General features: G+C 37.2%; 22 protein-coding genes. 2 read left to right on the plus strand and 20 right to left on the minus strand.

The features are described from left to right. Window position 1: 1 nt before the first annotated feature. The 11 genes from D1953_RS04590 to rlmD all read right to left on the minus strand — a co-directional run bounded on the left by D1953_RS04590 (window position 2) and on the right by rlmD (window position 12,794). Window positions 2-1,342 (minus strand): sensor histidine kinase, encoded by a 1,341-nt coding sequence (locus tag D1953_RS04590; protein ID WP_119115987.1) that lies wholly within the window; start codon window positions 1,340-1,342, stop codon window positions 2-4. A gap of 3 nt (window positions 1,343-1,345) precedes the next feature. Then, window positions 1,346-2,035 carry a response regulator transcription factor gene (locus D1953_RS04595; protein ID WP_119115988.1) on the minus strand — a complete coding sequence of 230 codons (690 nt, stop codon included), beginning with the start codon at window positions 2,033-2,035 and terminating at the stop codon, window positions 1,346-1,348. An 11-nt stretch (window positions 2,036-2,046) separates the two neighbouring features. Further along, on the minus strand, window positions 2,047-3,498 hold the full coding sequence (locus D1953_RS04600) for an SLC13 family permease (RefSeq protein WP_119115989.1): 1,452 nt from the start codon (window positions 3,496-3,498) through the stop codon (window positions 2,047-2,049). Between the two features lie 5 nt (window positions 3,499-3,503). Further along, complete coding sequence (locus D1953_RS04605) at window positions 3,504-4,682, minus strand: glycerate kinase family protein (RefSeq protein ID WP_119115990.1); 1,179 nt, start codon at window positions 4,680-4,682, stop codon at window positions 3,504-3,506. 352 nt (window positions 4,683-5,034) lie between these two features. Next, window positions 5,035-5,391, minus strand: coding sequence for a PqqD family protein (locus D1953_RS04610; protein ID WP_119115991.1), 357 nt, complete (start codon window positions 5,389-5,391; stop codon window positions 5,035-5,037). Next, complete coding sequence (locus tag D1953_RS04615) at window positions 5,381-7,273, minus strand: OPT family oligopeptide transporter (RefSeq protein WP_119115992.1); 1,893 nt, start codon at window positions 7,271-7,273, stop codon at window positions 5,381-5,383. The genes D1953_RS04610 and D1953_RS04615 overlap by 11 nt, the downstream gene beginning before the upstream one ends. A gap of 354 nt (window positions 7,274-7,627) precedes the next feature. Then, window positions 7,628-8,998: an amino acid permease gene (locus D1953_RS04620; RefSeq protein ID WP_119115993.1), complete on the minus strand. Its 1,371-nt coding sequence runs from the start codon at window positions 8,996-8,998 to the stop codon at window positions 7,628-7,630. 243 nt (window positions 8,999-9,241) lie between these two features. Continuing rightward, window positions 9,242-10,291, minus strand: a complete 1,050-nt coding sequence (locus D1953_RS04625; protein ID WP_342769215.1) for an MFS transporter — start codon at window positions 10,289-10,291, stop codon at window positions 9,242-9,244. 47 nt (window positions 10,292-10,338) lie between these two features. After that, window positions 10,339-10,650, minus strand: coding sequence for an MFS transporter (locus tag D1953_RS22055; RefSeq protein WP_342769216.1), 312 nt, complete (start codon window positions 10,648-10,650; stop codon window positions 10,339-10,341). Then, on the minus strand, window positions 10,650-11,261 hold the full coding sequence (locus tag D1953_RS04630; RefSeq protein WP_119115994.1) for a TetR/AcrR family transcriptional regulator: 612 nt from the start codon (window positions 11,259-11,261) through the stop codon (window positions 10,650-10,652). The genes D1953_RS22055 and D1953_RS04630 overlap by 1 nt, the downstream gene beginning before the upstream one ends. 153 nt (window positions 11,262-11,414) lie before the next feature. Continuing rightward, window positions 11,415-12,794 carry a 23S rRNA (uracil(1939)-C(5))-methyltransferase RlmD gene (gene rlmD / locus D1953_RS04635; RefSeq protein WP_119115995.1) on the minus strand — a complete coding sequence of 460 codons (1,380 nt, stop codon included), beginning with the start codon at window positions 12,792-12,794 and terminating at the stop codon, window positions 11,415-11,417. A 167-nt stretch (window positions 12,795-12,961) separates the two neighbouring features. Between rlmD and D1953_RS04640 the strand changes: the two genes are divergently transcribed. Then, complete coding sequence (locus D1953_RS04640; RefSeq protein ID WP_119115996.1) at window positions 12,962-13,189, plus strand: methionine aminopeptidase; 228 nt, start codon at window positions 12,962-12,964, stop codon at window positions 13,187-13,189. A gap of 83 nt (window positions 13,190-13,272) precedes the next feature. On the opposite strand, the gene D1953_RS04645 is transcribed toward D1953_RS04640, so the two are convergent. The 6 genes from D1953_RS04645 to D1953_RS04670 form a co-directional block, all read right to left on the minus strand. Next, a complete protein-coding gene (locus D1953_RS04645; protein WP_119115997.1) occupies window positions 13,273-13,836 on the minus strand; it encodes a GNAT family N-acetyltransferase in 564 nt (187 codons plus the stop codon). Between the two features lie 12 nt (window positions 13,837-13,848). Continuing rightward, window positions 13,849-14,763 (minus strand): diacylglycerol kinase, encoded by a 915-nt coding sequence (locus tag D1953_RS04650; protein ID WP_119115998.1) that lies wholly within the window; start codon window positions 14,761-14,763, stop codon window positions 13,849-13,851. A gap of 285 nt (window positions 14,764-15,048) precedes the next feature. Further along, window positions 15,049-15,273, minus strand: a complete 225-nt coding sequence (locus D1953_RS04655; RefSeq protein ID WP_119115999.1) for a sulfurtransferase TusA family protein — start codon at window positions 15,271-15,273, stop codon at window positions 15,049-15,051. 14 nt (window positions 15,274-15,287) lie between these two features. After that, complete coding sequence (locus tag D1953_RS04660; protein WP_182480502.1) at window positions 15,288-16,355, minus strand: YeeE/YedE family protein; 1,068 nt, start codon at window positions 16,353-16,355, stop codon at window positions 15,288-15,290. A 255-nt stretch (window positions 16,356-16,610) separates the two neighbouring features. Next, window positions 16,611-17,306 carry an ABC transporter ATP-binding protein gene (locus D1953_RS04665; RefSeq protein WP_119116000.1) on the minus strand — a complete coding sequence of 232 codons (696 nt, stop codon included), beginning with the start codon at window positions 17,304-17,306 and terminating at the stop codon, window positions 16,611-16,613. Between the two features lie 3 nt (window positions 17,307-17,309). Beyond that, entirely contained in the window at window positions 17,310-18,377 is a 1,068-nt protein-coding gene (locus D1953_RS04670) for an ABC transporter permease (RefSeq protein ID WP_119116001.1), read from the minus strand. 286 nt (window positions 18,378-18,663) lie between these two features. On the opposite strand from D1953_RS04670, the gene D1953_RS04675 reads away from it, so the two are divergent. Then, a complete protein-coding gene (locus D1953_RS04675) occupies window positions 18,664-19,590 on the plus strand; it encodes a MerR family transcriptional regulator (RefSeq protein ID WP_245979911.1) in 927 nt (308 codons plus the stop codon). A gap of 130 nt (window positions 19,591-19,720) precedes the next feature. Here D1953_RS04675 and D1953_RS04680 read toward each other — a convergent pair whose 3' ends face one another. The 3 genes from D1953_RS04680 to gatB form a co-directional block, all read right to left on the minus strand. Then, window positions 19,721-20,131, minus strand: coding sequence for a disulfide oxidoreductase (locus tag D1953_RS04680; RefSeq protein ID WP_119116002.1), 411 nt, complete (start codon window positions 20,129-20,131; stop codon window positions 19,721-19,723). 3 nt (window positions 20,132-20,134) lie between these two features. Then, a complete protein-coding gene (locus tag D1953_RS04685; RefSeq protein WP_119116003.1) occupies window positions 20,135-20,818 on the minus strand; it encodes a DsbA family protein in 684 nt (227 codons plus the stop codon). A 161-nt stretch (window positions 20,819-20,979) separates the two neighbouring features. After that, window positions 20,980-22,410 (minus strand): Asp-tRNA(Asn)/Glu-tRNA(Gln) amidotransferase subunit GatB, encoded by a 1,431-nt coding sequence (gene gatB / locus D1953_RS04690; protein ID WP_119116004.1) that lies wholly within the window; start codon window positions 22,408-22,410, stop codon window positions 20,980-20,982. Between the last annotated feature and the right edge of the window lie 4 nt (window positions 22,411-22,414).

The following is a 22,414-nucleotide window of genomic DNA, read 5'->3' on the forward strand; positions in this document are numbered from 1 at the left end:
CCTATTTAGGCAAGATAATCGTAAAAGTCGCCCCTTTTCCTTCGACACTTTCTAAGGTGATATGCCCACCATGCTGTTCAACAATACGCATTGCAATCGATAACCCTAAACCAGCCCCTCCCGTTTTACGACTTCGCGCTTTATCCACACGGTATAATCGATCAAAAACATGCGCTTGAGCTTCTAACGGAATTCCAACGCCCTTATCCGTTACACTAATGTTTACACTGTCTTTCTTGTCTTTCAATTCCACAGTAATATGATCATCGCTATATTTCTTCGCATTATCTAATAAAATAACGAGTAATTGAATAAAGCTTTGTTCATGTATTTTCATTTGAATGGTCGATTGTTCATTCCTTATATAAATGTCATGCGCAAAAGCCTGCTGCAATCTTTGAATGGTTGTTTCGACGATTGATACGATATTGACCACTTCTTTTTCATTTTCAATAATCTCTTCAGATTTTGCTAATTGTAATAATTGCTCGGTTAAATACTTCATTCGATTCGCTTCCGATCCAATCGCTTCAATCGCTTCTTCCAATATATCAGGACGCTCTTTCCCCCAGCGTTTCAATAATTTCACATAGCTATCAATAACCGTTAAAGGCGTCTTAAGCTCATGTGAAGCATCTGATACAAACTGTTCTTGCTTTGTATAGCTTTCTTCTAACTTACTAATCATTCGATTGAATGTCATCGCCATTTCCGTTAATTCATCTTTTGTACGGTTCGTGATTGTAATTTGTTCAAACGATCCTTCTTCTTCAATCGTTTTCATCGTTTGCGTAAGACGTTGAATCGGTAACGAAATTACACGGCCTAAAAAACCACTCGTTACAAATAATATAATAATGACAATAATCGTTGCGAATACTAATACCCATTTCAACTCATGAATCGTATCAAACAGAAAATCAACATTTTCGACTAGTTGTAAATTAATAACTTCTCCATTTTCATCGATTGTAGGAATGGAGACACTTACAAACATAGATTCTTCATAGGAAAAGACATCTTCCATTTGATCATCATTATACATACTCTTTATATCCAAATAATCATCATCCGTTGTCACTTGTCTAATCGGATGACCCTTTCCATCGACGGTACGGATAATACCATCGCTTATTAAATACGCCTCTAATACTTGTTGCATAGAGGCATCTTTATTTTTATTCAACTCTTCTATAATATTATAGGAGGTATTTACCAAACGATTGTGCTCCGACGTAATTGCTCTATTTTGAAAAATCAAATAAATCGACGTATTCGCTATAATAAGTAAAACAATTAATACAACAGTTGTTGATAACTGTATACGAGTTCGTAATTTCATACACTAATCCTTAATCATATAACCGACACCGCGAACAGTATGAATCAACTGATCTTCCTTCGAGTCCGTTAATTTTTTTCTTAAATAGCGAATATATACATCTACTACATTTGTATCTCCATAGTAGTCAAATCCCCATACTTGATTTAAAATTTGTTCTCTTTCAAGCGCTTGATTTTTGTTTGTCACTAAATAAAGCAGAAGATCATATTCCCGTGGCGTTAATTCTATATTTCTTTCATCTTTATATACTTCTCTCGTATTTGTATGAATAGCAATAGAATGACAATAAAAGATATTCGACTCTGATTGAGAAAGTTCACTTTTATGCTTAAAACGTAGATTAACCCGAATTCTAGCAAGCAATTCTTCAATTTCAAATGGTTTTGTCATATAATCGTTTGCGCCTAAGTCAAGTCCATTCACTTTATCATAGACAGAGCTGCGTGCCGTCAACATAATCACAACAATTTCATTGCTCATATGACGAATTCGTCTTAATACTTCCATGCCATTTAACTCAGGAATCATCACGTCTAAAATGACTAAGTCAATCTCTTTCTGCTCGACAATAGACAGTCCTTCTCGTCCTGTATGGGCAACACTTACTTGATATCCTTCGTATTCTAATTCCAACTGAATCACTCGTGCAATTTTTTCATCATCTTCAATAATTAATATATGATGGTTCATTCCTTCACCTCTTATAAATACATCCCCGCCCACTGCCAATAAGAAAAGTAAAACATCATCGTAACGAAAATATAAAGGGGCATTAGAACCGCACTCACTTTAACTAAATGTTTTGCATCATAGGAAATGTCCCCTTCTTCATAAAAAAGCAACAACGCCTTTGAGCTAACAGGAAACGTCACACAATAATTCATGCCTATTAACCCTAAAAAAACAACTGTCGCAGCATTCACTCCGATTGTTTCACTAAAAACTATTAAACTCGGAATAAAAACGACAGCACGCGTTGTATGAGAAGTAATGTATAAATGACTTGTGACCGTTACAAGTAAAATAACAAACACAATCAACCATTCTGGTGCATCCACAAATAGATGCAGCATACGAAACATCTTTTGCTCGATCCAATGAACGACCCCTGTATCCACTAATACTTTTCCAAGTGCAGTGGCTGCAGCGACAAATATAATCAAGTTCCAAGAGACTGATTTCATCCCTTGCTTCCAACTAACGACACCATAATTCGGCAACATAAATAGAACAGCACCAATCATCGTAATCAATGCAATACCATACCCATGAAGACTTTCTGTCACCCAGCCTATAATTAAAAATGAGATTAACATCACAGTCTTTCTTTCACTTTTATTCAAAGGCTGTCTCAACACAGGAATTTCCTGTATTTTTACGTCTTCCATCTCCTTTGCCCCATCTTTAGGCCAATACATCCATTTTATTATAGTAAATGAAATAAGTGTAATAAATAGAGCGAACGGCCCACCCCATATCAGCCATTGTATATATGAAATCGATTCACCGACTGTATTTTCAAGCAAACTAATTCCAATAATATGAGATCCTGCACCAATTAAAGTAGCCGATGTACTGATTAATATAATAACAGGTGCCATAATCGCCAACACACTTTGTTCTTTCGGAGAAAATTTCGAATGCAGCTGTTTGATAATGGGCATCGACAAAGCCGCTCTTCCTGAAGTAGACGGAATAAAAAAAGCAGATCCGAACAAAATTGAAGTGATACCAAACAGGGCATGACTTTTTTGTTTAGAACGCCTCAGTAAGTACTGGCTGTATCGTTCAGCTAGTCCCGACTGTTTCACCGCTTCCCCAATAATAAACGAGCCAATCATTAACCACACTACTTCCTCCGCGAGTGCATTATATAATAATTCCGGATTTCCTGCCTTTAATAGGATAATGAATAAAATAAGCACAACGGCTACAAAACCAGCAGGAAACTTCGTCACAATCCACAAGGTCATTGCTGACAAGAAAGCAAATAAGGATACTTTGGCACGGTAATCCAGCTCATCAATCAGTACAATAAGCACTAAGAAAAAAACGTGCACACTTACTATAGCTAACAGCTTGGTAGATACTTGATTGAGCCACGTATAGATTTGCTTTTGTTTCGATACGTATTTATCCATTCTCTTAATCATATTGACTAAATCCTCTCTCTAATCAGCTTCTTCTCAGCCATTTCTAAGCCAATGACGATTTGTCTTAACACAGACTCTGTACTCTCTTCAATCCATTCCGGAGCTTTTATCATCGCTTTTTCCAAAGATGTCGGCTTTTGAATAATGCTTAAATAAGCGTCGATACCTGCCTCATAGTTTAAAGTGGCCCCTTTACCAATCGTACCGGTGATAGCAATGACCGGTATATTATGTTTTTTAGCAATTCTCGCAACCTCTGACGGAATCTTTCCATTTGGTGTTTGAAAATCCAAACTCCCTTCCGCCGTCATAACCACATCTGCCGTCGCAATTTTTTCTTCTATTCGAATGTAGTCCATAATAATATCAAAACGGGGATGCAATACAGCACCTGCAAAAGCAATCAGTCCTGCTCCTAGTCCACCCGATGCTCCGCTCCCTGGAAGCAATCGAACATCCATCCCTAACTCTTCTTGAATTAAAGAAGCATAATGTTCTAACGCTGCTGATAATTGCTCTACTTGTTGGGATGTTGCTCCTTTTTGAGGACCGAAAACACGTGCGACCCCGTTCTCTCCGCATAACACGTTCTTCCAATTACAAGCAACATCGACAGTCACATTCCCTAACCGTTGATCCAGCTGTGTTGTGTCAATCGAATCGACCTTTATCAAATCCTCTCCTCCATGGACTTCGATCATTTGTTTTTCCTTATCTAAAAATCGAACACCTAATGCTTGAGCTAATCCTGCTCCTCCATCCGATGTACCTGAGTCACCGCAACCGATGAGAATATGGTCAACACCAAAATCGAGGGCAGAACGAATCAACTCTCCTACACCATATGTTGTCGTTTTTAACGGGTTTCTTTGATTGCGCGGCACCAACTTTAACCCTGCAACAGCAGCCATTTCAATCACAGCCGTTCGTCTATCACCCTCCACAAAGATTCCAAAGTAACTGACAATCTTCTCTCCTACGGGACCCGTCACTTCTCTATAAATGAACTCTCCATCTTTTAGATTTACAATCGTTTTGGCAAACCCTTCTCCTCCATCAATCATCGGAACAACTTCTAAATCAAACGTTTGATTAAATTTTCTTGCCCCTCTCTCCATCGCTAACGCCACTTCCTCCGCATCCAAACATTCTTTAAATCGTGACGGCACCATTACAATTTTCACTCAACATTCCTCCCCCAAAAATCTTTTATTACTTTATAAGATACGTTTAAAAAGCTAATAGAAATTTAGAGAAATGTTAAGAAATGATTAGAAAGTGAATTAAAATCAATTAGCTAACGAAACATATGAGCCCTTCCCATACATTCGTTACAATCGAAAAACATCAACAATATTCATTAATATAGCCAAAAGTTTATAAGAAAAAAGGATAGACAATCGCTAATATCATTCACGATTATCTATCCTTCTTCTATTCTCCAAATAAAAAATACCCTTGCAGAAAGCACTCTTTACAAGGGTTCGAATGTATATCGTCTTTAGTTTATCCACATTTTATCCACAACACCTAAAGTCACTGTGACTCCCATGTAATCCAATTTTGCACTTCAAGGATTTCTAGAAATTTAGCCAGGCGTGGCAGGGCCGGCTCAGCCGCTTCTCCAAAATGGGCAATCATCGCTTCGGAGATATCCTGAACATTTTTGTGTTGCTCTATTTGTTCAATAACAAATGCCCCGAATTGATCTAGCTTAATTCGACGAACCTTAGGCTGTTTGAAGAAACGAATAGAAAATCGTTCCAAAGCATTTGTCCGCTGAATGATTAAATAACTCCCTTTAACATTATCTCGTTCCAGGCTAACGCTTTCTTTCAAAAGAGGAACCATTGTTAATAGGTTCCTCTTTTCAGATTGGCGCTTATGAAACATTTCGTTTTTTCCCTTTATTCGATATATACCAAAGCACTCCAGCTAGCACAAGGAATAATAAGAATGAGAATAGATCACTTGCAATCACAACAGCATCCGGCATTTGAAGACCGAACGCAATTAAAATCGCAATCAGAACACCTACTAACGATTCTCCAGCAATTAAACCAGAAGCAAATAATGTTCCTCTATCTACACGTTCTTTACGTACTTCTTCTGTTTTGGCACGACGTTCCACAAAGTAACGGACAAATCCACCAATCATAATCGGTGCACTCGTATGAACTGGCAAGTAGATACCTACTGCCACAACTAATGAATTTAACCCGCAAAATTCTAACGTAATCGCAATAGTTGCACCAATAAAGATTAACGTCCATGGTAAGTCTCCACCAAGAACACCTTCAGCCAAGATTTTCATAAGGGCTGCCTTCGGTGCAGGAAGTGCTGCAGAACCCATTGTGTAGGCTCTATCCATGAGAATTAAAATGAACCCAATAACAGAAGCAGAAGCCAAAACTCCAATCATCATAGCGATTTGTTGTTTCCATGGCGTTCCACCTACAATATAACCTGTCTTTAAATCTTGTGAGATATCCCCCGCTACCGCAAGTGCTGTACAGATGATAGCGGCAACTGTAATGGCAGCAATCATACCGCTTGTCCCTGTAAAACCAGTCGCTTTATACGTAACAGCAACAATCAATAAAGTAGCGATGGTCATTCCAGATACAGGAGAAGATGAACTCCCAACAACCCCAACAACTCGAGAAGCAACCGTTACAAATAAAAATCCAAAAATAGCAATAGCAATCGCCCCAATAATCCCTACATCTGTTAGAGGGCTAAAAGCAATGACTAAAATGACAATAATCGTCCCTAACCAAACATATTTTGCTGGCATATCTTGTTCCGTACGAAGAGGACCTGCTGTCAATTTTCCTTTATTAGCTTGTAAACTTTTCGCAGTAGCAAACAAAGAGCTGAATAGAATCGGTAATGTTTTAACAAGTGTAATTAATCCACCTGTCGCTACAGCCCCAGCCCCAATATAACGGATATAAGAATCCCAAATACCCCATGCATCTAATTCACCAATTGGTACATCAGAAGGGAAAATAGCGGTTGCACTGCTACCTCCAAAGAAACTAATCATCGGTATAATGACAATCCAAGCAAGCAATCCGCCCGCAAGCATTTGTCCCGCAACACGAGGACCAATAATATATCCTACCCCTAAAAGAGCTGGAAAGGCATCGAGTCCTACCACCGCATTTTTAAAATTCGTAATCCCTGTTTCCACTTCCGTTTTAAACAGTTTAAATCCATCTCCAAGCGCTTTAATAACCCCACCGATTACTAAACCGATTCCGATTAATTTAGCACTTGTTCCACCTTTCTCACCTGATTTCAATACTTCAGCACACGCTGTTCCTTCAGGATAAGGTAATGTTTCATGCTCTCTTACAATTAAAAGCTGGCGAAGAGGTACCATCATAAAGACGCCTAGAAACCCTCCGGTTAATACAATAAAAATAATAAGCCCTTGCGTAATCTCCATATCCCACAAAAATAGTGCTGGAATGGTAAATACCGCACCGGCAGCAACGGCTTCCCCAGCAGTTGTCATCGTTTGTACGATATTATTTTCTAAAATTGATTTTCTACGAAAAATCCCTCTTAAAATCGCCATCGAAATAACTGCCGCGGGAATCGAAGCAGATACAGTTAAACCAATGAGCAAACCTAAGTAGGCATTCGCTGCACCAAATACAATCGCAAGAATAATTCCAAGAACAATAGCCGTAACCGTTAATTCTGGAAGAGATTTCGATGCGGGTACATAAGGTACAAATTTACTCTCTTTAGAATTATTTGACAATTTACTCACTTCCTATATTCACTTATAAAATCACGCATAATATTATATCACTGTAATTTAATAACTTACAAACACAACAATTTTTCACTTTATTCATACAATAGTGAAAATTCAAATCAATAAATTACTTTATCGGTATAATTTAATATAACTCCATTTTTCAATCTTTTTAGAGAATAAAACGACTATTTTCTATATTTTCTCTTCTTCTTAATATTTATGTATGAAATTATAACAAGGAACTAAAGTAACTGTTTACTCAAACACCACAAGTGGTTGGTCTCAGATACTGTATAATAAAAAAAGCGTATAGAAAACTAATGACAATCATTAGCTTCTATACGCTTTTTTTCATTATACGCCTTTTTTATTCAACCTAAATCCGTAATAGCATGCTACAAGCAAGATAATCCAAATTGGTCCAACGATAAGGGCAATTATTGTGTTTTTAGAGAAAGCCATGAGAACGACCACAAAGGCTAAAAAGACAAGGGCAAAATATGAGCTGAATGGGTACCACGGCATTTTGTACTCCAACTTCTTCTTTTCTTCCTTTGTCATTCCTTTTCTATAACGAAGGTGAGAAATCAAAATCGTCGCCCATGTCCAAATGGCTCCAAATGTAGCAATACTCGTTACCCAACTGAATACCTTTTCCGACACAATATAATTCAAATAGACTCCTATCAATAAAACCACTGCAGATACGATAATTGCAACTCCTGGTATGCCACTTTTGGTTGTACGTTCAAAGCTTTTAGGTGCTTCATTTTGTTGAGCGAGATTAAATAACATTCTCGCTGTACTAAAGATTCCGCTATTACAAGAAGAAAGGGCAGCCGTCAAAACAACAAAATTAATGATTCCAGCGGCCTCTTTAATCCCAATCTGTTCAAACGTCATAACAAACGGGCTTTGCTTAGGACTTATTTCATCCCAAGGATAAATTGACATGATTACAGTCAGCGACAGAACGTAAAAAATCAAAATACGCCAGAATACCGTATCAATTGCACGTGACAACGCTTTTTTCGGATCTTTAACTTCTCCAGCAGTTATCCCAAGCATTTCAACTCCCAAATAAGCGAACATAACCATTTGAAAGGACATCAATAAACCACTGAACCCATTTGGAAAGAAACCACCATGTTCAAATAAGTTCCCAAAACCAATGGCTACTCCACCATTTCCAATTCCAAAAAGAATGATTCCTAATCCAAGGACAATCATAAATATAATGGTAACGATTTTTATTAATGCAAACCAAAACTCTAATTCACCATAAGCTTTAACCGCTAAGAAATTCACAGACGCCATAATGACTAATGCTCCTAAAGCCCAAGCCCATTGCGGTGTACCAGGGAACCAGTACTGCATATAAATTCCGACAGCTGTAATTTCCGCCATACACGTAACAATCCACAAGAACCAATAGTTCCAGCCAGTAATAAACCCTGCAAGCGGTCCTATATAATTTCTTGCATATCGGCTAAATGAGCCGGCTACCGGGTTTTTAATCGCCATTTCTCCTAGTGCTCGCATAATCATGTAAATGACTAGGCCACCTAAAGTATAAGCAATCAAAATACTAGGGCCCGCAAGTTTAATAGCATCCGCAGATCCTAGAAAAAGACCAACACCAATCGCTGCACCCAGTGACATTAGGGTAATATGCCTTTGTTCTAATCCTCTATGTAATTGTGACTCTTCCCTGCTGTTTTTCATATCGTTCTCCTTTGCTTGAATAGTCAATGCCTAATCTGTATGTTACAAGCACAACAAAAAGCGTTTGCACTAATCTATTATACTAAAAAAAGGATTTTCACAAATGTTTTTTTACTATTTGTAATATAAATAATATTAGTTAAGCTTTTCATGAATACATATAAAAGAGCCTTTCTAAACGAAAAGGCTCTTCCCTATCATTACCTCTTATTTTTCTTATTCGAAAATAAGCAGCTTTAAATCTTAATGTTGGTGACGGCTATTCTTAATGAAGAATGAACCAATTAAGCTTAAAATAGATACAATTAATACAACAATGAACGCATAGTGAACACCATATGCTAGAAAGTCAACTGGTACGTTTGCCCCGTTTTCCTCAATGTATTTGTTTTGTCCAATTGTAAACATTGTGATAGCAATCGCAGTACCTAGTGCACCTGCTACTTGCGTTAATGTATTCATTGCAGCTGAACCGTCCGCATACATTTTGGGCGGCAATTGGTTCATGGCTTTTGTTTGTGCAGGCATAATTGTCATCGAAATACCTAAGAAGAATACCATTAATAACACAATAATTTGCCATACTGGTGTAGTTGCAGAAATTACAAGTACAAATAATATTGCACTAATTGTAATTAAAATATAGCCAATACGTGTATAGATTTTTGGCCCCACTTTATCAAAGCTTGAACCTACAATTGGCGACATGACAATATTTAACGCATTACCTGGTAACATTACTAAGCCTGCTACAAGGGCTGCATACCCTAATACGCTCTTTAAATATAGTGGAATCAAAATTGCAACTGATAGAATCATAAATAAGTTACATATCATCAGCACAGTACCTAATGTGAACATTGGGTGCTTAAATACACGTAAATCAATCATTGGTATATCCATTTTGAATTGACGTGTAATGAATAAAATTAATGTAACAATCCCTACTAATAATGGTAACCAAACAATTAATTCAGTAATTGATGATTCTGCTAAAGTCGCAAGGGCGAAAACAATTCCACCAAACCCAATTGTTGAAAAAATTAAAGATAAAATATCAATTTTCGGACGAGATAAATCTGATACATTCTCCATTTTTGGTGCACCAAATATTAATAATAGTAAGTTTAATACAATCATAATCCAGAAAATATAGTGCCAGCTAGAAACGCTAATAATTAACCCAGCAATTGATGGACCTAAAGCCGGACCAGCTGTTAAAACTAATCCAAATATTCCCATTACTGCGCCGCGCTTATTTATCGGGAAAATCATTAATACTACACTAAACATTAGTGGTAAGAAAATACCTTTACCTAACCCTTGAATTAAACGACCTACTAATAAAATAGGGAATTAGGGGCAATTGCTCCTAAAAGCGATCCAATTAACATAAAAATAATAGCCGATGAAATCAACTGTTTTGTAGTAAACCAGCGCATTAAATATGCTGATAAAGGTACTAATACTGCTAAAACTAATAAATACCCCGTTGTTAACCATTGAGCAGTACCAGCCTTAATACTGTAGTCTACCATGATGTCTGTCAATGCCATGTTTATAGCTGTTTCACCAAATAGACCGATGAAAGATCCAACCATTAAAACTGCAGCCATAAGCTTAGCATTTTTTACTTCGATATGGGAACCCATTAAAAATCTTCTCCTTTTATGCTAATATACTGACCAATTTGCTGAGCAACGACGCGCATAGGCTCTGAGGTTTTCTTCATGATGCTCAGCATGATGCTGCCTTCAATTAATGAAGTAAGCATCAGTGCCTTATTTCGGGAAGCTTCCAATGGTACCCCTCTATTTTGTAATTGATTTGAAATCACTTCTTCAATTCGAGTATATAGGCTACTACATTTTTCACGTACTTCATCACTTACTATACTAATTTCACTTACCATGCTGGTAAATGTGTATCCAATGATTTGACCTTTTTCTTCAAACATTCGTATCAATTCAGTAAAAATTGAAATAATCGCTTCTTTAAAAGATTGATGTTTGACGAAATGTTGTTCCATATCTTTAATGATATCTGATTGCGCTTGTTCTAAGCAAGTAATGAGTAACTGTTCCTTCCCCTTAGGAAAATGATGATAAAAAGAACCCTTTGATGTGTTAGTAGCAGAAATAATTTCTGCAAGCCCTACGCTTACATACCCTTTTTCATAAAATAATTTTGTCGCTTCCGTTACAAATAAAAATTTCATATCCATTTCAAACGTTTTAATTAATTTTTGTAAGATTAACTCCATACTTCAATCGTATGGATATTTTGTTGATAATGGCGTTCTGAGAATAAAAATTGAAAAGGCTAAATAATAAAAAGCATCAAATTCAAAAGAGCCGGCTAAGACTCAATCTGAAATTGATGCTTTAAAGAAAAAATAGAGGAAACTAGCTAATCATTAGTTGCCTTCTTTTAAAATGAGTTGCGAGACACACTCCACATGCGCCGTCATCGGGAACATATCTACTGGTTGTAAATCTGTTGTTTTATAACCGCCGTCTTCAAGGATTCGTAAATCTCTCGCCAGCGTTCCTGGATTACATGAAACATAAACGACTTTCTTCGGTTTCATGTCTATAATCGTGTTTAACAAAGATTCGTCACAGCCTTTACGCGGCGGGTCGACGACTAACACATCGGCCGCATTTCCTTCTTTATACCAATCGGTAATCACCGTTTCCGCTGCACCGACAGCAAATTCTGCGTTTGTGATTTCATTCAATTGCGCATTACGGCGTGCATCTTCAATTGCTTCTGGAACAATTTCAACACCGAACACTTTTTTCGCTTTTTGAGCTAAAAACAGTGAAATCGTACCGATTCCGCAATATGCATCAATGACTGTCTCTTTACCTGTCAGCCCTGCGTATTCTAATGCTTTTTCATAAAGTACCTTCGTTTGGTCTGGGTTCACTTGATAAAATGATTTAGCAGAGATTGCAAACTTTACATCGCCAATAAAGTCATAAATCACTTCACTTCCCCAGAGAATATTCATTTTTTCTCCTAAAATAACATTTGTTTTCTTCGAATTTACATTATGAACAATAGACTTCACATGCGGCAGACGTGCAATTATTTCTTTCACTACCGTTTCTACAAATGGAATACTGTCTGTTCTTGTAACAAGAACAACCATTAATTCACCTGTTTGTTTTCCATAGCGAGCCATAATATGTCGGAGTACACCTTTATGTGTTTTTTCATTATAGGCAGGAATATGGAGATCGCTAAAGATTTCCTTCACTGCTTGTACAGCTTCATTAATCACCTGATGCTGAATAATACTTTCTTTTGTTTCCACAATATCGTGACTGCGCGGCTTAAAGAAACCGGCGATCAACTTTCCATCCTTTTCACCAACAGGCACTTGAGCTTTGTTACGATAGTGGGTAGGCTCTTCCATCCCGATAATCGGGTGAATCATCACATCTTCTAACTTACCGATTCTAGTCATTACTTCACGTACTTGCTTCTCTTTGAATGCAAGTTGCCCTTTATAGCTTAAATGCTGAATTTGACATCCACCGTATCGATTTTGATCTTCCATTGATAGATCGACGCGCTCTGGACTTTTCTCAAGAAGTTCGATCAGGCGACCAAACGCGTAGCCATTATTTGTTTTCGTTACTTTAATTACCGCTCGCTCCCCTGGCAAAGCGTTAGCAACAAAAATCGGATAGCCTTCAACTTTAGCTACCCCCGCTCCATCATGGGTTAAATCTTCGAACGTTACTTCTATGTACTCATTTTTCTTTACCGGAATAGTTTTCTTCATGATTTACCTTCTCTTTTCCTTTTAACTAGCAGTATTTTATCACATCTAGCACTATTCACCAAACTGTTCCTTTTTTCATAAAAATAATATAGAAAGAAAAAACTCTCGTACATGATGCATAAAAAAATTGTTTTTTAAGAAAAATAAGGTAAAAAGAGGTGAATATAATGGGATTGTTTAGTGGAATTTCAGCATGGAACGCAAATCGAATTGAAAAACATCGCGCTAAAATGGAGGAGAAAGGGCTTTGCCCAGATTGTTACGGACGCGGTTACAGCTCCTTTGTGCCGACGGAGTATCATTTTTCTGATATTCATGACTGTCCCGGCTGCAACGGTAGCGGCACTTATGCAGATTGGGCAGCAATGAATGGACTAAATGAACAGCAATTGTAAATAGTCCATTCTACTATCTATCATTTATCTATCGATTACTATAAATAAAACCAATAAAAAATACGGTTTCAAACCGTATTTTTTTATGGCAATATTTTCACCATATATTGATATTGATGATGATGGATCGTAATCCGATTAGCAATCTTATAGCCTATTTTTGTATAGAGCTGTTGTGCTTTTGTATTATCTTCTTCAACAGCTAAAGCAATATGCTTGTATCCTTTTGCTTTGGCATGTTGTTCCGCAACCTGAAGGAGTTTCGTTCCGATTCCCTTTCCACGGAAAGCAGGATCCACACATAGTGTATCAATATAGAAATCCCCTTCTTTTGCTTCCTTCTCCAGCTTAAAGGTTGGGTTATTTGTCAACACTCGTAAGCGAGCAGCTAATGGTTCATCCAATTTCTCTGTATCTCCGCCATCATAGCCTAACAGTACCCCAGCAACTGAACCATCTATTTCACATACGGTACAATTCTCATAACTAAGTCTATTTCCTTTTTGTATAAAGAAATCAGCTAGTACAGCCAAAATTCTTTTTTCCTCTTTTTCGCCCGTTAATGCTTCGGCAATATCTTTAATCGCATCCCGAAATAATCTGACAGCCTTTTTAGCATCCGCTTGAACAGCTTGTCTAATTAACATAGCACATCCCCTTTATTGATTCTCTGGATCATCTGCTAACGTATTACGAGGAATAAATACTTCAAAATGGCGATATTGATTAACAAATTCTGCCGGAGCCACTCCTCCAAATTCACCGTCTAGATTCAACATCATTTTTTCTTTTGTTGTTACTTTAATTCGATTAGCCTTAACATAAATTACATTTTTATCATGAACATGCTCACCGCGTATCGCCAGCGTAACGATTCGAACAAAATCAGCAAGATTAGCTTTTTTCAAAATGAGCAGCGTAAACATGCCATCATTCAAAGAAGCATCAGGTGCTAACTTTTCAAAACCGCCAACTGAGTTTGTATTCGCTACCAAAAATAGCATAATCTCGCCTTCAAAAAGCTTTCCGTCATATTCAATCGTTACTTCACTCGCTTTAAATGAAGGCAGCATTTCAATTCCTTTTATATAATAAGCAAGTTGTCCAAGCATCGTTTTGAGTTTGCTTGGCACTTCATATGTTAGCTCAGTTAGACGACCTCCGCCAGCAATATTAATGAAGTATTTATCATTCATTTTACCAATATCAATTGGCATCGTATGTCCATCTGCAATGATATCAGCTGCACCTTCAATCGACTTCGGTAAATGCAAGGCCCGCGCAAAGTCATTCGTTGTGCCAGTCGGAATAATGCCAAGCTTCGGACGTTTCTCCGCTCGAGCTAATCCATTGACAACCTCATAAATCGTCCCGTCACCACCCGCTGCAATTACCACATCATAACCCCGCTCAATCGCAATTTCAGCCGCTCTTGTTGCGTCGCCTTCGCCTGTCGTCATATGACAGGAAGCTTCATATCCAGCTGTCTCAAGTCTTGCTAGCACTTCAGGTAAACTTTTCCTCATCGCTTCCCGTCCTGATGTCGGGTTATAGATTAATCTTGCTCTTTTCATTTCCCATCATCCTTCAAATAGATTCCATAAATTATATGTTAACGTTCCTTTTTTAAAAAAGCAACGCATCCCTTTTTTTGAAAGGCTATGTTAGATGAAGCTGTTGATTTTTGAAAAAATAAGGATCATTAGATATCTAGTATCAAACTCCAAAAATACATTATATAGCAATTCATTCCAAAACTCTAGTTTTATTAGTTATAATTGAAGTTTCTTGTTTTACCTAATAAAAAGGGGATGCCCCTAAGAGTTTAACTCATAGGACATCCCCTATTATAAAATGATTTATTTCTTTTTCACCGTAATGGTCCATGAAGCTTCACTTAGTTGTTCAAAATTGGTAACCGTATGTCCAGCCTCCGCAGCCCAACGAGGTAAGCTTTCAGTTGCTTGTGTACAGTCAAAATTAATCACTAACTCATCTCCTGATGTCATTTCTTCCATTACCTTTTTCGCTTCTACTAAAGGGAAAGGACAAACCATTCCTAATACTTCTAAAGTTTTTTTCATGTTTTTTATTCCTCCTAAGCTGTTTTAACCGTTGTAGCCGTTGCTGCGCTCTTCTTTGTTTGCGGGCGTACGAAAATAAAGTAAGAAGCTGTCCATGTTCCTAAAATAATAAATACTAATGAAACCCATCCTTGCCAAGTCATCATTGCTGTCATCACTAATCCATTACCAATTGAACATCCGCCAGCTAAACTAGCACCAAATCCCATTAAATTACCACCAATAAAGCTTTTAATGCTTGTTTTAGCATCTGGCATTCTAAAGCGGAATTCATTGCTTGCTTTAGCCGCAATAAATGACCCAAGAAAAATCCCTAGTACAAGGAAAACACCCCAGTTAATAACGGCTTGATCCCCTGTCACTAAATATTGAAGAATATTAGCAGATGGAGTTGTTACCCCAAGACCGAACATTCTTCCTGTTGCTTCACTAAGCGGCCAAGCTAAAAGAGCAATTAAACCGACTAACACCGCTGTAAAAAATGGATGCCAACGTTTTTCAAATAGTAAGTGAGCAAGCCCTGTACGCTTTGGTTTCATCGTTGGAATCATCACTTTCGGCTTTCTTAATTCTCTTACCACAATCCCAATAACTATAACAACAAATAGAGCAATAAATACCCAAACTGAAATTCCCGTTGTTTCAGCCATTGAATTAATAGGCGTTTGTACCGCTTGAAAAGAATTATATACAGAAGCTAAAGGACCTGACTTCATCATCGCACTCATGACCATATAGCCAAATAGAGCAATCCAGCTCCCAAGAAGTCCTTCTCCTGCACGATACCAAGTTCCAGTCGCACAACCACCAGCAAGCACAATCCCAATTCCAAAAATAAAGGAACCAATAATAATTGCTAACCATGGAAATACCCCTGCTGAAAATTCAACAATACCAAGTTGAATAAGTGTATATACCCCTATACTTTGAACGGCAATCGCAATTAATAATGCATAAAACATACGATTGTCTTTTGCTATATACATATCCCTAAATCCCCCTGTAAGACAAAAGCGCCCTCTTTGCATAACAAAGCCAAGCAATGCCCCACAAAGTAAACCCGTTAGGATCATTTGTGACATGGTTAATCTCTCCCTCTTAATGCTGAGTAATATTATATGATATATAATATTACTTCCTTCCTTTCATTCAGTCAACCTTATTCTATCAATACCTCCAATTACCATATAGCAACTTCAATATTATCCCATGATAACAATTTTCATGAACAATTTCTTTTAAATCCCTTTTTAGGAATATGATAAATAATTATTATTCATTAACACGTAAAAAGCAAAGAGATTGTTTCCTAATTACTAGAAACAATCTCTTTGCTTTTACATAGTTCCAGTCGCATTCACATTACTCTCTAACGCAAGAACACCATCTGTCATCTTATATACTTTATCAAAGTAACTTATTAATCGCGTGTCATGAGTAACAACAATCGTTGTTGTATTCTTATTCTTCGTCTCATTTTTTAATAGCTCCATGACTTCAAACGCTCGATTAGAATCAAGCGATGCAGTTGGTTCATCAGCTAAAATAATCGATGGATTACTATACAATGCTTTAGCTATAGCCACTCGCTGACGTTGGCCTCCCGATAAATCGGCCGGATATTTATTACGAAGTTCTTCAATACCTAAATCATGATAAAGCTGCTCCAATTCGCCCTTTGTCATGTTGCCCTTTTTTACTTTATCTAAAAGCTTCATCTGTTTATCTACCGTCAGAAAAGGAATTAAATTAGAAGCTTGCAAAATAAAGCCAATCTCTTGCAGTCGAATCTTTGAGCGCTTCTTCTCATTTAATGGCGTAAGCTTTTGGTTATTAATAATAACATCACCTGTAGAAGGAGTAAGTAACCCACCCGCAATCGTTAAAAAGGTACTTTTGCCTGAACCGGATGGACCGATAATCGCGATAAGCTCTCCTCTGTCAGCCTGAAAGTTTGTTTCCTTCAGTGCACTAACTTTTGTATGCCCTGTACCGAAGGACTTCGTTACATGACTTAATTCTAAAGCCGTCATTCTTTACCCTCCTATCGCTTTTAAAGGATCAATTTTTACAATGGTACGTACGGAAAATAAAGCGCCTAATACAGCAACAACAATCAATAGTATGCCATATACAATCATGGTTACTATATCAAAAGACACAGGCACTGCACTTGGCAAAAAGGCACCTGAAATAAGAGTTAATAGAAAACCTACACATACACCAATAGCTGCTAAAATGAAAGTTTGAGCCACAACTGATCGAGATAAATAGCCATTAGAAATCCCTTGTGCTTTCATGACACCAAACATACTAATCTTTTGAACCGTTAACACATACAAGAAAATAGCAACAATAACGGCGGAAATAATACATAAAAAGTAAATCATAAAGTTTAACGTTAAATTTTGTTCCGTATAACCCGGTAAATTTTCAATAAACGTCTCAATTTCAATTGCTTCTAATTTATCATCTTTCGTGAGAATAGATACGTCATCTGCGCGTACAACAATCCCATTTATTTGATCTTTATTCATCTCTGCCGCTTCGCCATATTTCACTTTATGAAAGGTCGATAATTCGCCATAGAGAACAGGAGCTGCATTAAATCGTCCTTCGTCTGTAAAACCAACAATTGTGACCGTTTCCTCCGTCGAAGATAAATCCAATTCATCTCCTATTTGAAAACCTTCTTCTTTTAATGAATCACTAGCAATCACTTCATTTCTTTTTGAAAAAGCTTTACCTTCCGTCACATTAGGCATAATAAATTCATCTTCACGGATACCGAAAATCGCTACATTTTTCTTTGTATCACCGTTACTAGCAATCGCATTCATCTGACTGATTACTGCCGTTTCTTCAGCCTCGACACTCTCTACATCATCAAGGGTCAGCGATGATTGAAGCAAACTTTTATCAGATTCTTCCGTTAAAACAATACCCGTTGCGTCCCATTTGTCTACTGATTCTCTATTTAGGTTAGCAAGCCCCGTTGCCAAACCAGATAAAAAGAAAACTAAGTAAGAAATAAGCATTAACACGCCCATAATTAAAGTAAATCTTAATTTATTCTTCTTGATTTCATTCCAGGCTAAAAACATTTCTTCACATCCTTTTTAAAAAAATAATACAATACTGTAAAACGTTTGTATATAGTCTATTCGATAACTTTATACAAAGTGTTAATTCTTTGTGAATTTTAGATTAACTAAAAAGTGCATATTCCCTCTTTCCCTAATAAAAACCTCACATCCACATTTAATTCCAATGTCAAAGTATTGTATAATGTTATATCATTAACATTGTACATTGAGGAAATATTCGTTATACCTTAAATTAGATAATAAAATCTTAGGATTCGAGTAACTTGTTGAAAGGATGAAAAACATGAGCGAACCTGATATCAGCGGGATGTACTATATACAACAAGTAGCCGATCTTACAGGACTATCTAAGCAAGTTATCCGCAAATGGGAAGAGAGATATGAACTTGTTCAACCGAAGAGATTAGAGAATGGATATAGAATATATAGTAAACAAGATGTAAACATCATTTTAGAAGTTAAAGCACTATCAGAGCAAGGATGTCCTATTAAACAAGCTGTTGCCCTGGCAAAAGAGAAAAGTGGATCGAAAGATAATATCTTTCTTAAACAAGAAACTACCCAACACCATAAAGGGTTGAACAACTATGTCCTTCAACTGCTCGAAAAAGGGAACCATTGTAATGAAGTAGAACTAAATCTTATATTACAACAAGCCTATCATCGCATTGGATTGGATATGTTTTTAACATCCGTCGTTATCCCTTTTTTAAAAGAAGTAGGAAGGAAATGGGAGAAAGGAGAATGGAGTGAATATCAAGAAGCCGTCTCAAGCCTTGCTGTACGAGACTTTTTAGTACAAATTCGTCGAAGCTACCCATGTAAAGATGATGCTCCTTTAATTATAGGTGCATGTCTCCCATATGAACAGCACGAAGTACCTTTGCATATTCTATTGCTTCAATTTATGGTAAGAGGTTGGAAAACGATATTGATAGGGGCCTCACCCGCTCCTGGCTCAATTGAATCATTAGTGAGCAAACTAAAGCCTGCTAAAGTTCTGCTCTCTGCTACAACGACGCTTCCTTTCAAACAAAATCCTTCTCTGCTGCAAAATCTTGATCAATTTGCTGCAGAAAATAGAAAGATTGATTTTTATCTTGGAGGCAACGGCTCAATCGAGTATACAGCCGCAGATGACATCATGCTGCGTGCAATCCAGCTTACAAACTCTATTGAAGAAATTATGAATGATAATGATTTAAGTTAGTTTCACTGAATCACATGAAAAAACAGGGCGTTGTTACCTCCCTGTTTTTTTCATGTATAACGTCCTCAAAAACTACTTCCTTTTTACTTCCCAACGATTTAATCAAACGTTTGATTAAATCGTTCCTCCCCTACTCATGACGGGATTTTCGAGCAAGTACAATCATACAAACCGTAATCATCAAGAAAGCGACAAAAGCTAGAAAAGGAATCGTAATAAAACCTAACCAGTTAATATATTCCCCCGAACATGGAACACCGCTTGTACATATTTCAAATTGTTGTAGAGACGGCACTTTTTGCAGACTATAGTGATAGCCTGACACGAGTAGACCTAAAATCGATAGAGGAAGAATATAGCGATACACCTTCTGATCTTGATCGTAGAAAGCCCTGCCTAACAAAATCACTAACGGATACATCAAAATTCTTTGATACCAACAAAGCGTGCACGGTACATAATGAAGAACTTCACTAAAGTACAAACTTCCCGTTGTCGCAATAATGGCGATAATCCAAGAAAACAGCAGTGATTTATTCATTAGCTACTTCTCCTTTGCAGCTTCATCTACCATCTTTTCTAAGTCCTCAAGCGTATTTCCTTCAAACTTTTTACCATCTACAAATATCGCCGGAGTTCCTGTTACTCCTAATTCACTTGCAGCGTCCATATCTACCTGCCATGCTTCTTCAGCAGATTTCGCCTTGAAAGCCTTCACTACTTTAGCAGCGTCACTTTCGCTTACAATTTCTTTCAATGTGTCTTCTAAAAATTTATCGGTATAGACATCTATTTTTTCATATTTAGGGTCATCAGGCTGTTTAGTAAATAATAGCTCATGGAATTTCCAGAATGTCTCGTTCCCTAATTCTTGATAAACCGCCTCAGCAAATTTAGCCGAACGTTTTGAATCGACGTTAATAAACGAGTAATTCATAAAATAGAATTGAGCTTTTCCACTATCAATTAATGCCTCTTTCATTAAAGGAAAGAATCCTTGTTCAAAAGCCTTACAAGCTGGACATTTATAGTCACCAAATTCAACAATTTGAACAGGAGCGGACTCTTCCCCTAAATAAGGTTGTCCTTTATAATCCATTTCAAAAGCAGATTCTTGATCTTTTCCTTGCGCCAAAAATATAAAGCCGATAATAATAATTGCAATTAAGCCAATAATCCAAAAAGTAAATGTCGAAGATTGATTCTTTTTATTTTTCTTATTCGCCATTATGTACCCCCATCCTTTATTTTGCTAATCGTCCTCCATATCATACTATTAATAGTGTAATTATTTAAATAGAAAGTACTACACATTTCAAACGATAATCAATCGGGTCTTCTCACCTATAAAAAACCGTACCACTTATACAAAGTGATACGGTCCTTGAATTATAGTTTGTTTAACTCTTGTACTAATAATTTATTTACAAGCTGTGGATTCGCTTGTCCTTGTGTTGCTTTCATCACTTGACCAACAAGGAAGCCCACTGCTTTTTTCTTACCAGCTTTAAAGTCTTCAACAGATTGAGGACTATTAGCAATGGCTTCTTCAATCGCTTTAAGAAGAGCACCCTCATCCGAAATTTGAACAAGACCTTTTTCTTTGACGATTGTTTCAGCATCTCCACCATTTTCAACAAGCTCTTTGAAAACCGTTTTGGCGATTTTAGAAGAAATCGTTCCATTTTCAATAAGCTTAATCATTCCGGCTAATGCCTCAGCTGTTAATGCTGTATCATGTAACTCTTTGTTTTCTGCCTTTAAGTAAGCAGAAAGTTCACCCATAATCCAGTTCGAAGCTTGTTTTGCTTCTGCACCAGCTGATACCGCAGCTTCAAAGAAGTCCGCTGTTTCTTTCGTCACCGTTAAAACGGCAGCATCATAAGCTGGTAATCCTAGCTCTTCCACATAACGTTTTTGACGTGCATCTGGAAGCTCTGGAATTTCCGCTGCAATGCGTGCTTTCCATTCTTCATCGATATGAATCGTTAACATATCCGGCTCTGGGAAGTAACGATAATCATCAGAACCTTCTTTAACACGCATAAGAAGCGTTTTTCCTGTTGCTTCATCAAAACGACGTGTTTCTTGCTCAATAACGCCGCCTTCGCTCAATATTTCTGCTTGACGAATTTCTTCGTACTCTAAGCCTTTACGAACGAAGTTAAAGGAGTTCAAGTTTTTCAATTCTGTTTTTGTACCGAATTCCTTTTGACCAACTGGACGTAATGAAATGTTCGCATCACAACGAAGAGAACCTTCTTCCATTTTACAGTCCGAAACACCTGTATATTGGATGATTGATTTTAATTTTTCCAAATATGCATATGCCTCTTCTGGAGATGAAATATCCGGTTCAGAAACGATTTCAACAAGCGGTGTTCCTTGACGGTTGTAATCGCAAAGAGAAACACCATAGTTTGTATGTGTTAGTTTACCCGCATCTTCTTCCATATGAATACGCGTAATACCAATTCGTTTCGTTTTTCCATTTACTTCAATATCAATCCAGCCATGTTCACCAATCGGTTGGTCGAATTGAGAGATTTGATACGCTTTCGGATTATCCGGATAAAAGTAGTTTTTACGATCGAATTTTGTAATCGGAGCAATTTGACAGTTTAATGCCATTGCTGCTTTCATTGCATAATCAACCGCTTTTTTGTTCACAACAGGCAGAACACCGGGATATCCAAGGTCAATAACTGTTGTGTTGCTATTTGGAGCCGCACCGAAGTGGTTCGGACTGCTTGAGAAAATTTTTGAGTCTGTTTTTAATTCTACGTGCACTTCAAGACCAATAACCGTTTCAAATTCCATTGTT

This window comes from Peribacillus asahii, assembly GCF_003570725.1.
GTDB classification, from domain to species: Bacteria; Bacillota; Bacilli; order Bacillales; family DSM-1321; genus Peribacillus; species Peribacillus asahii.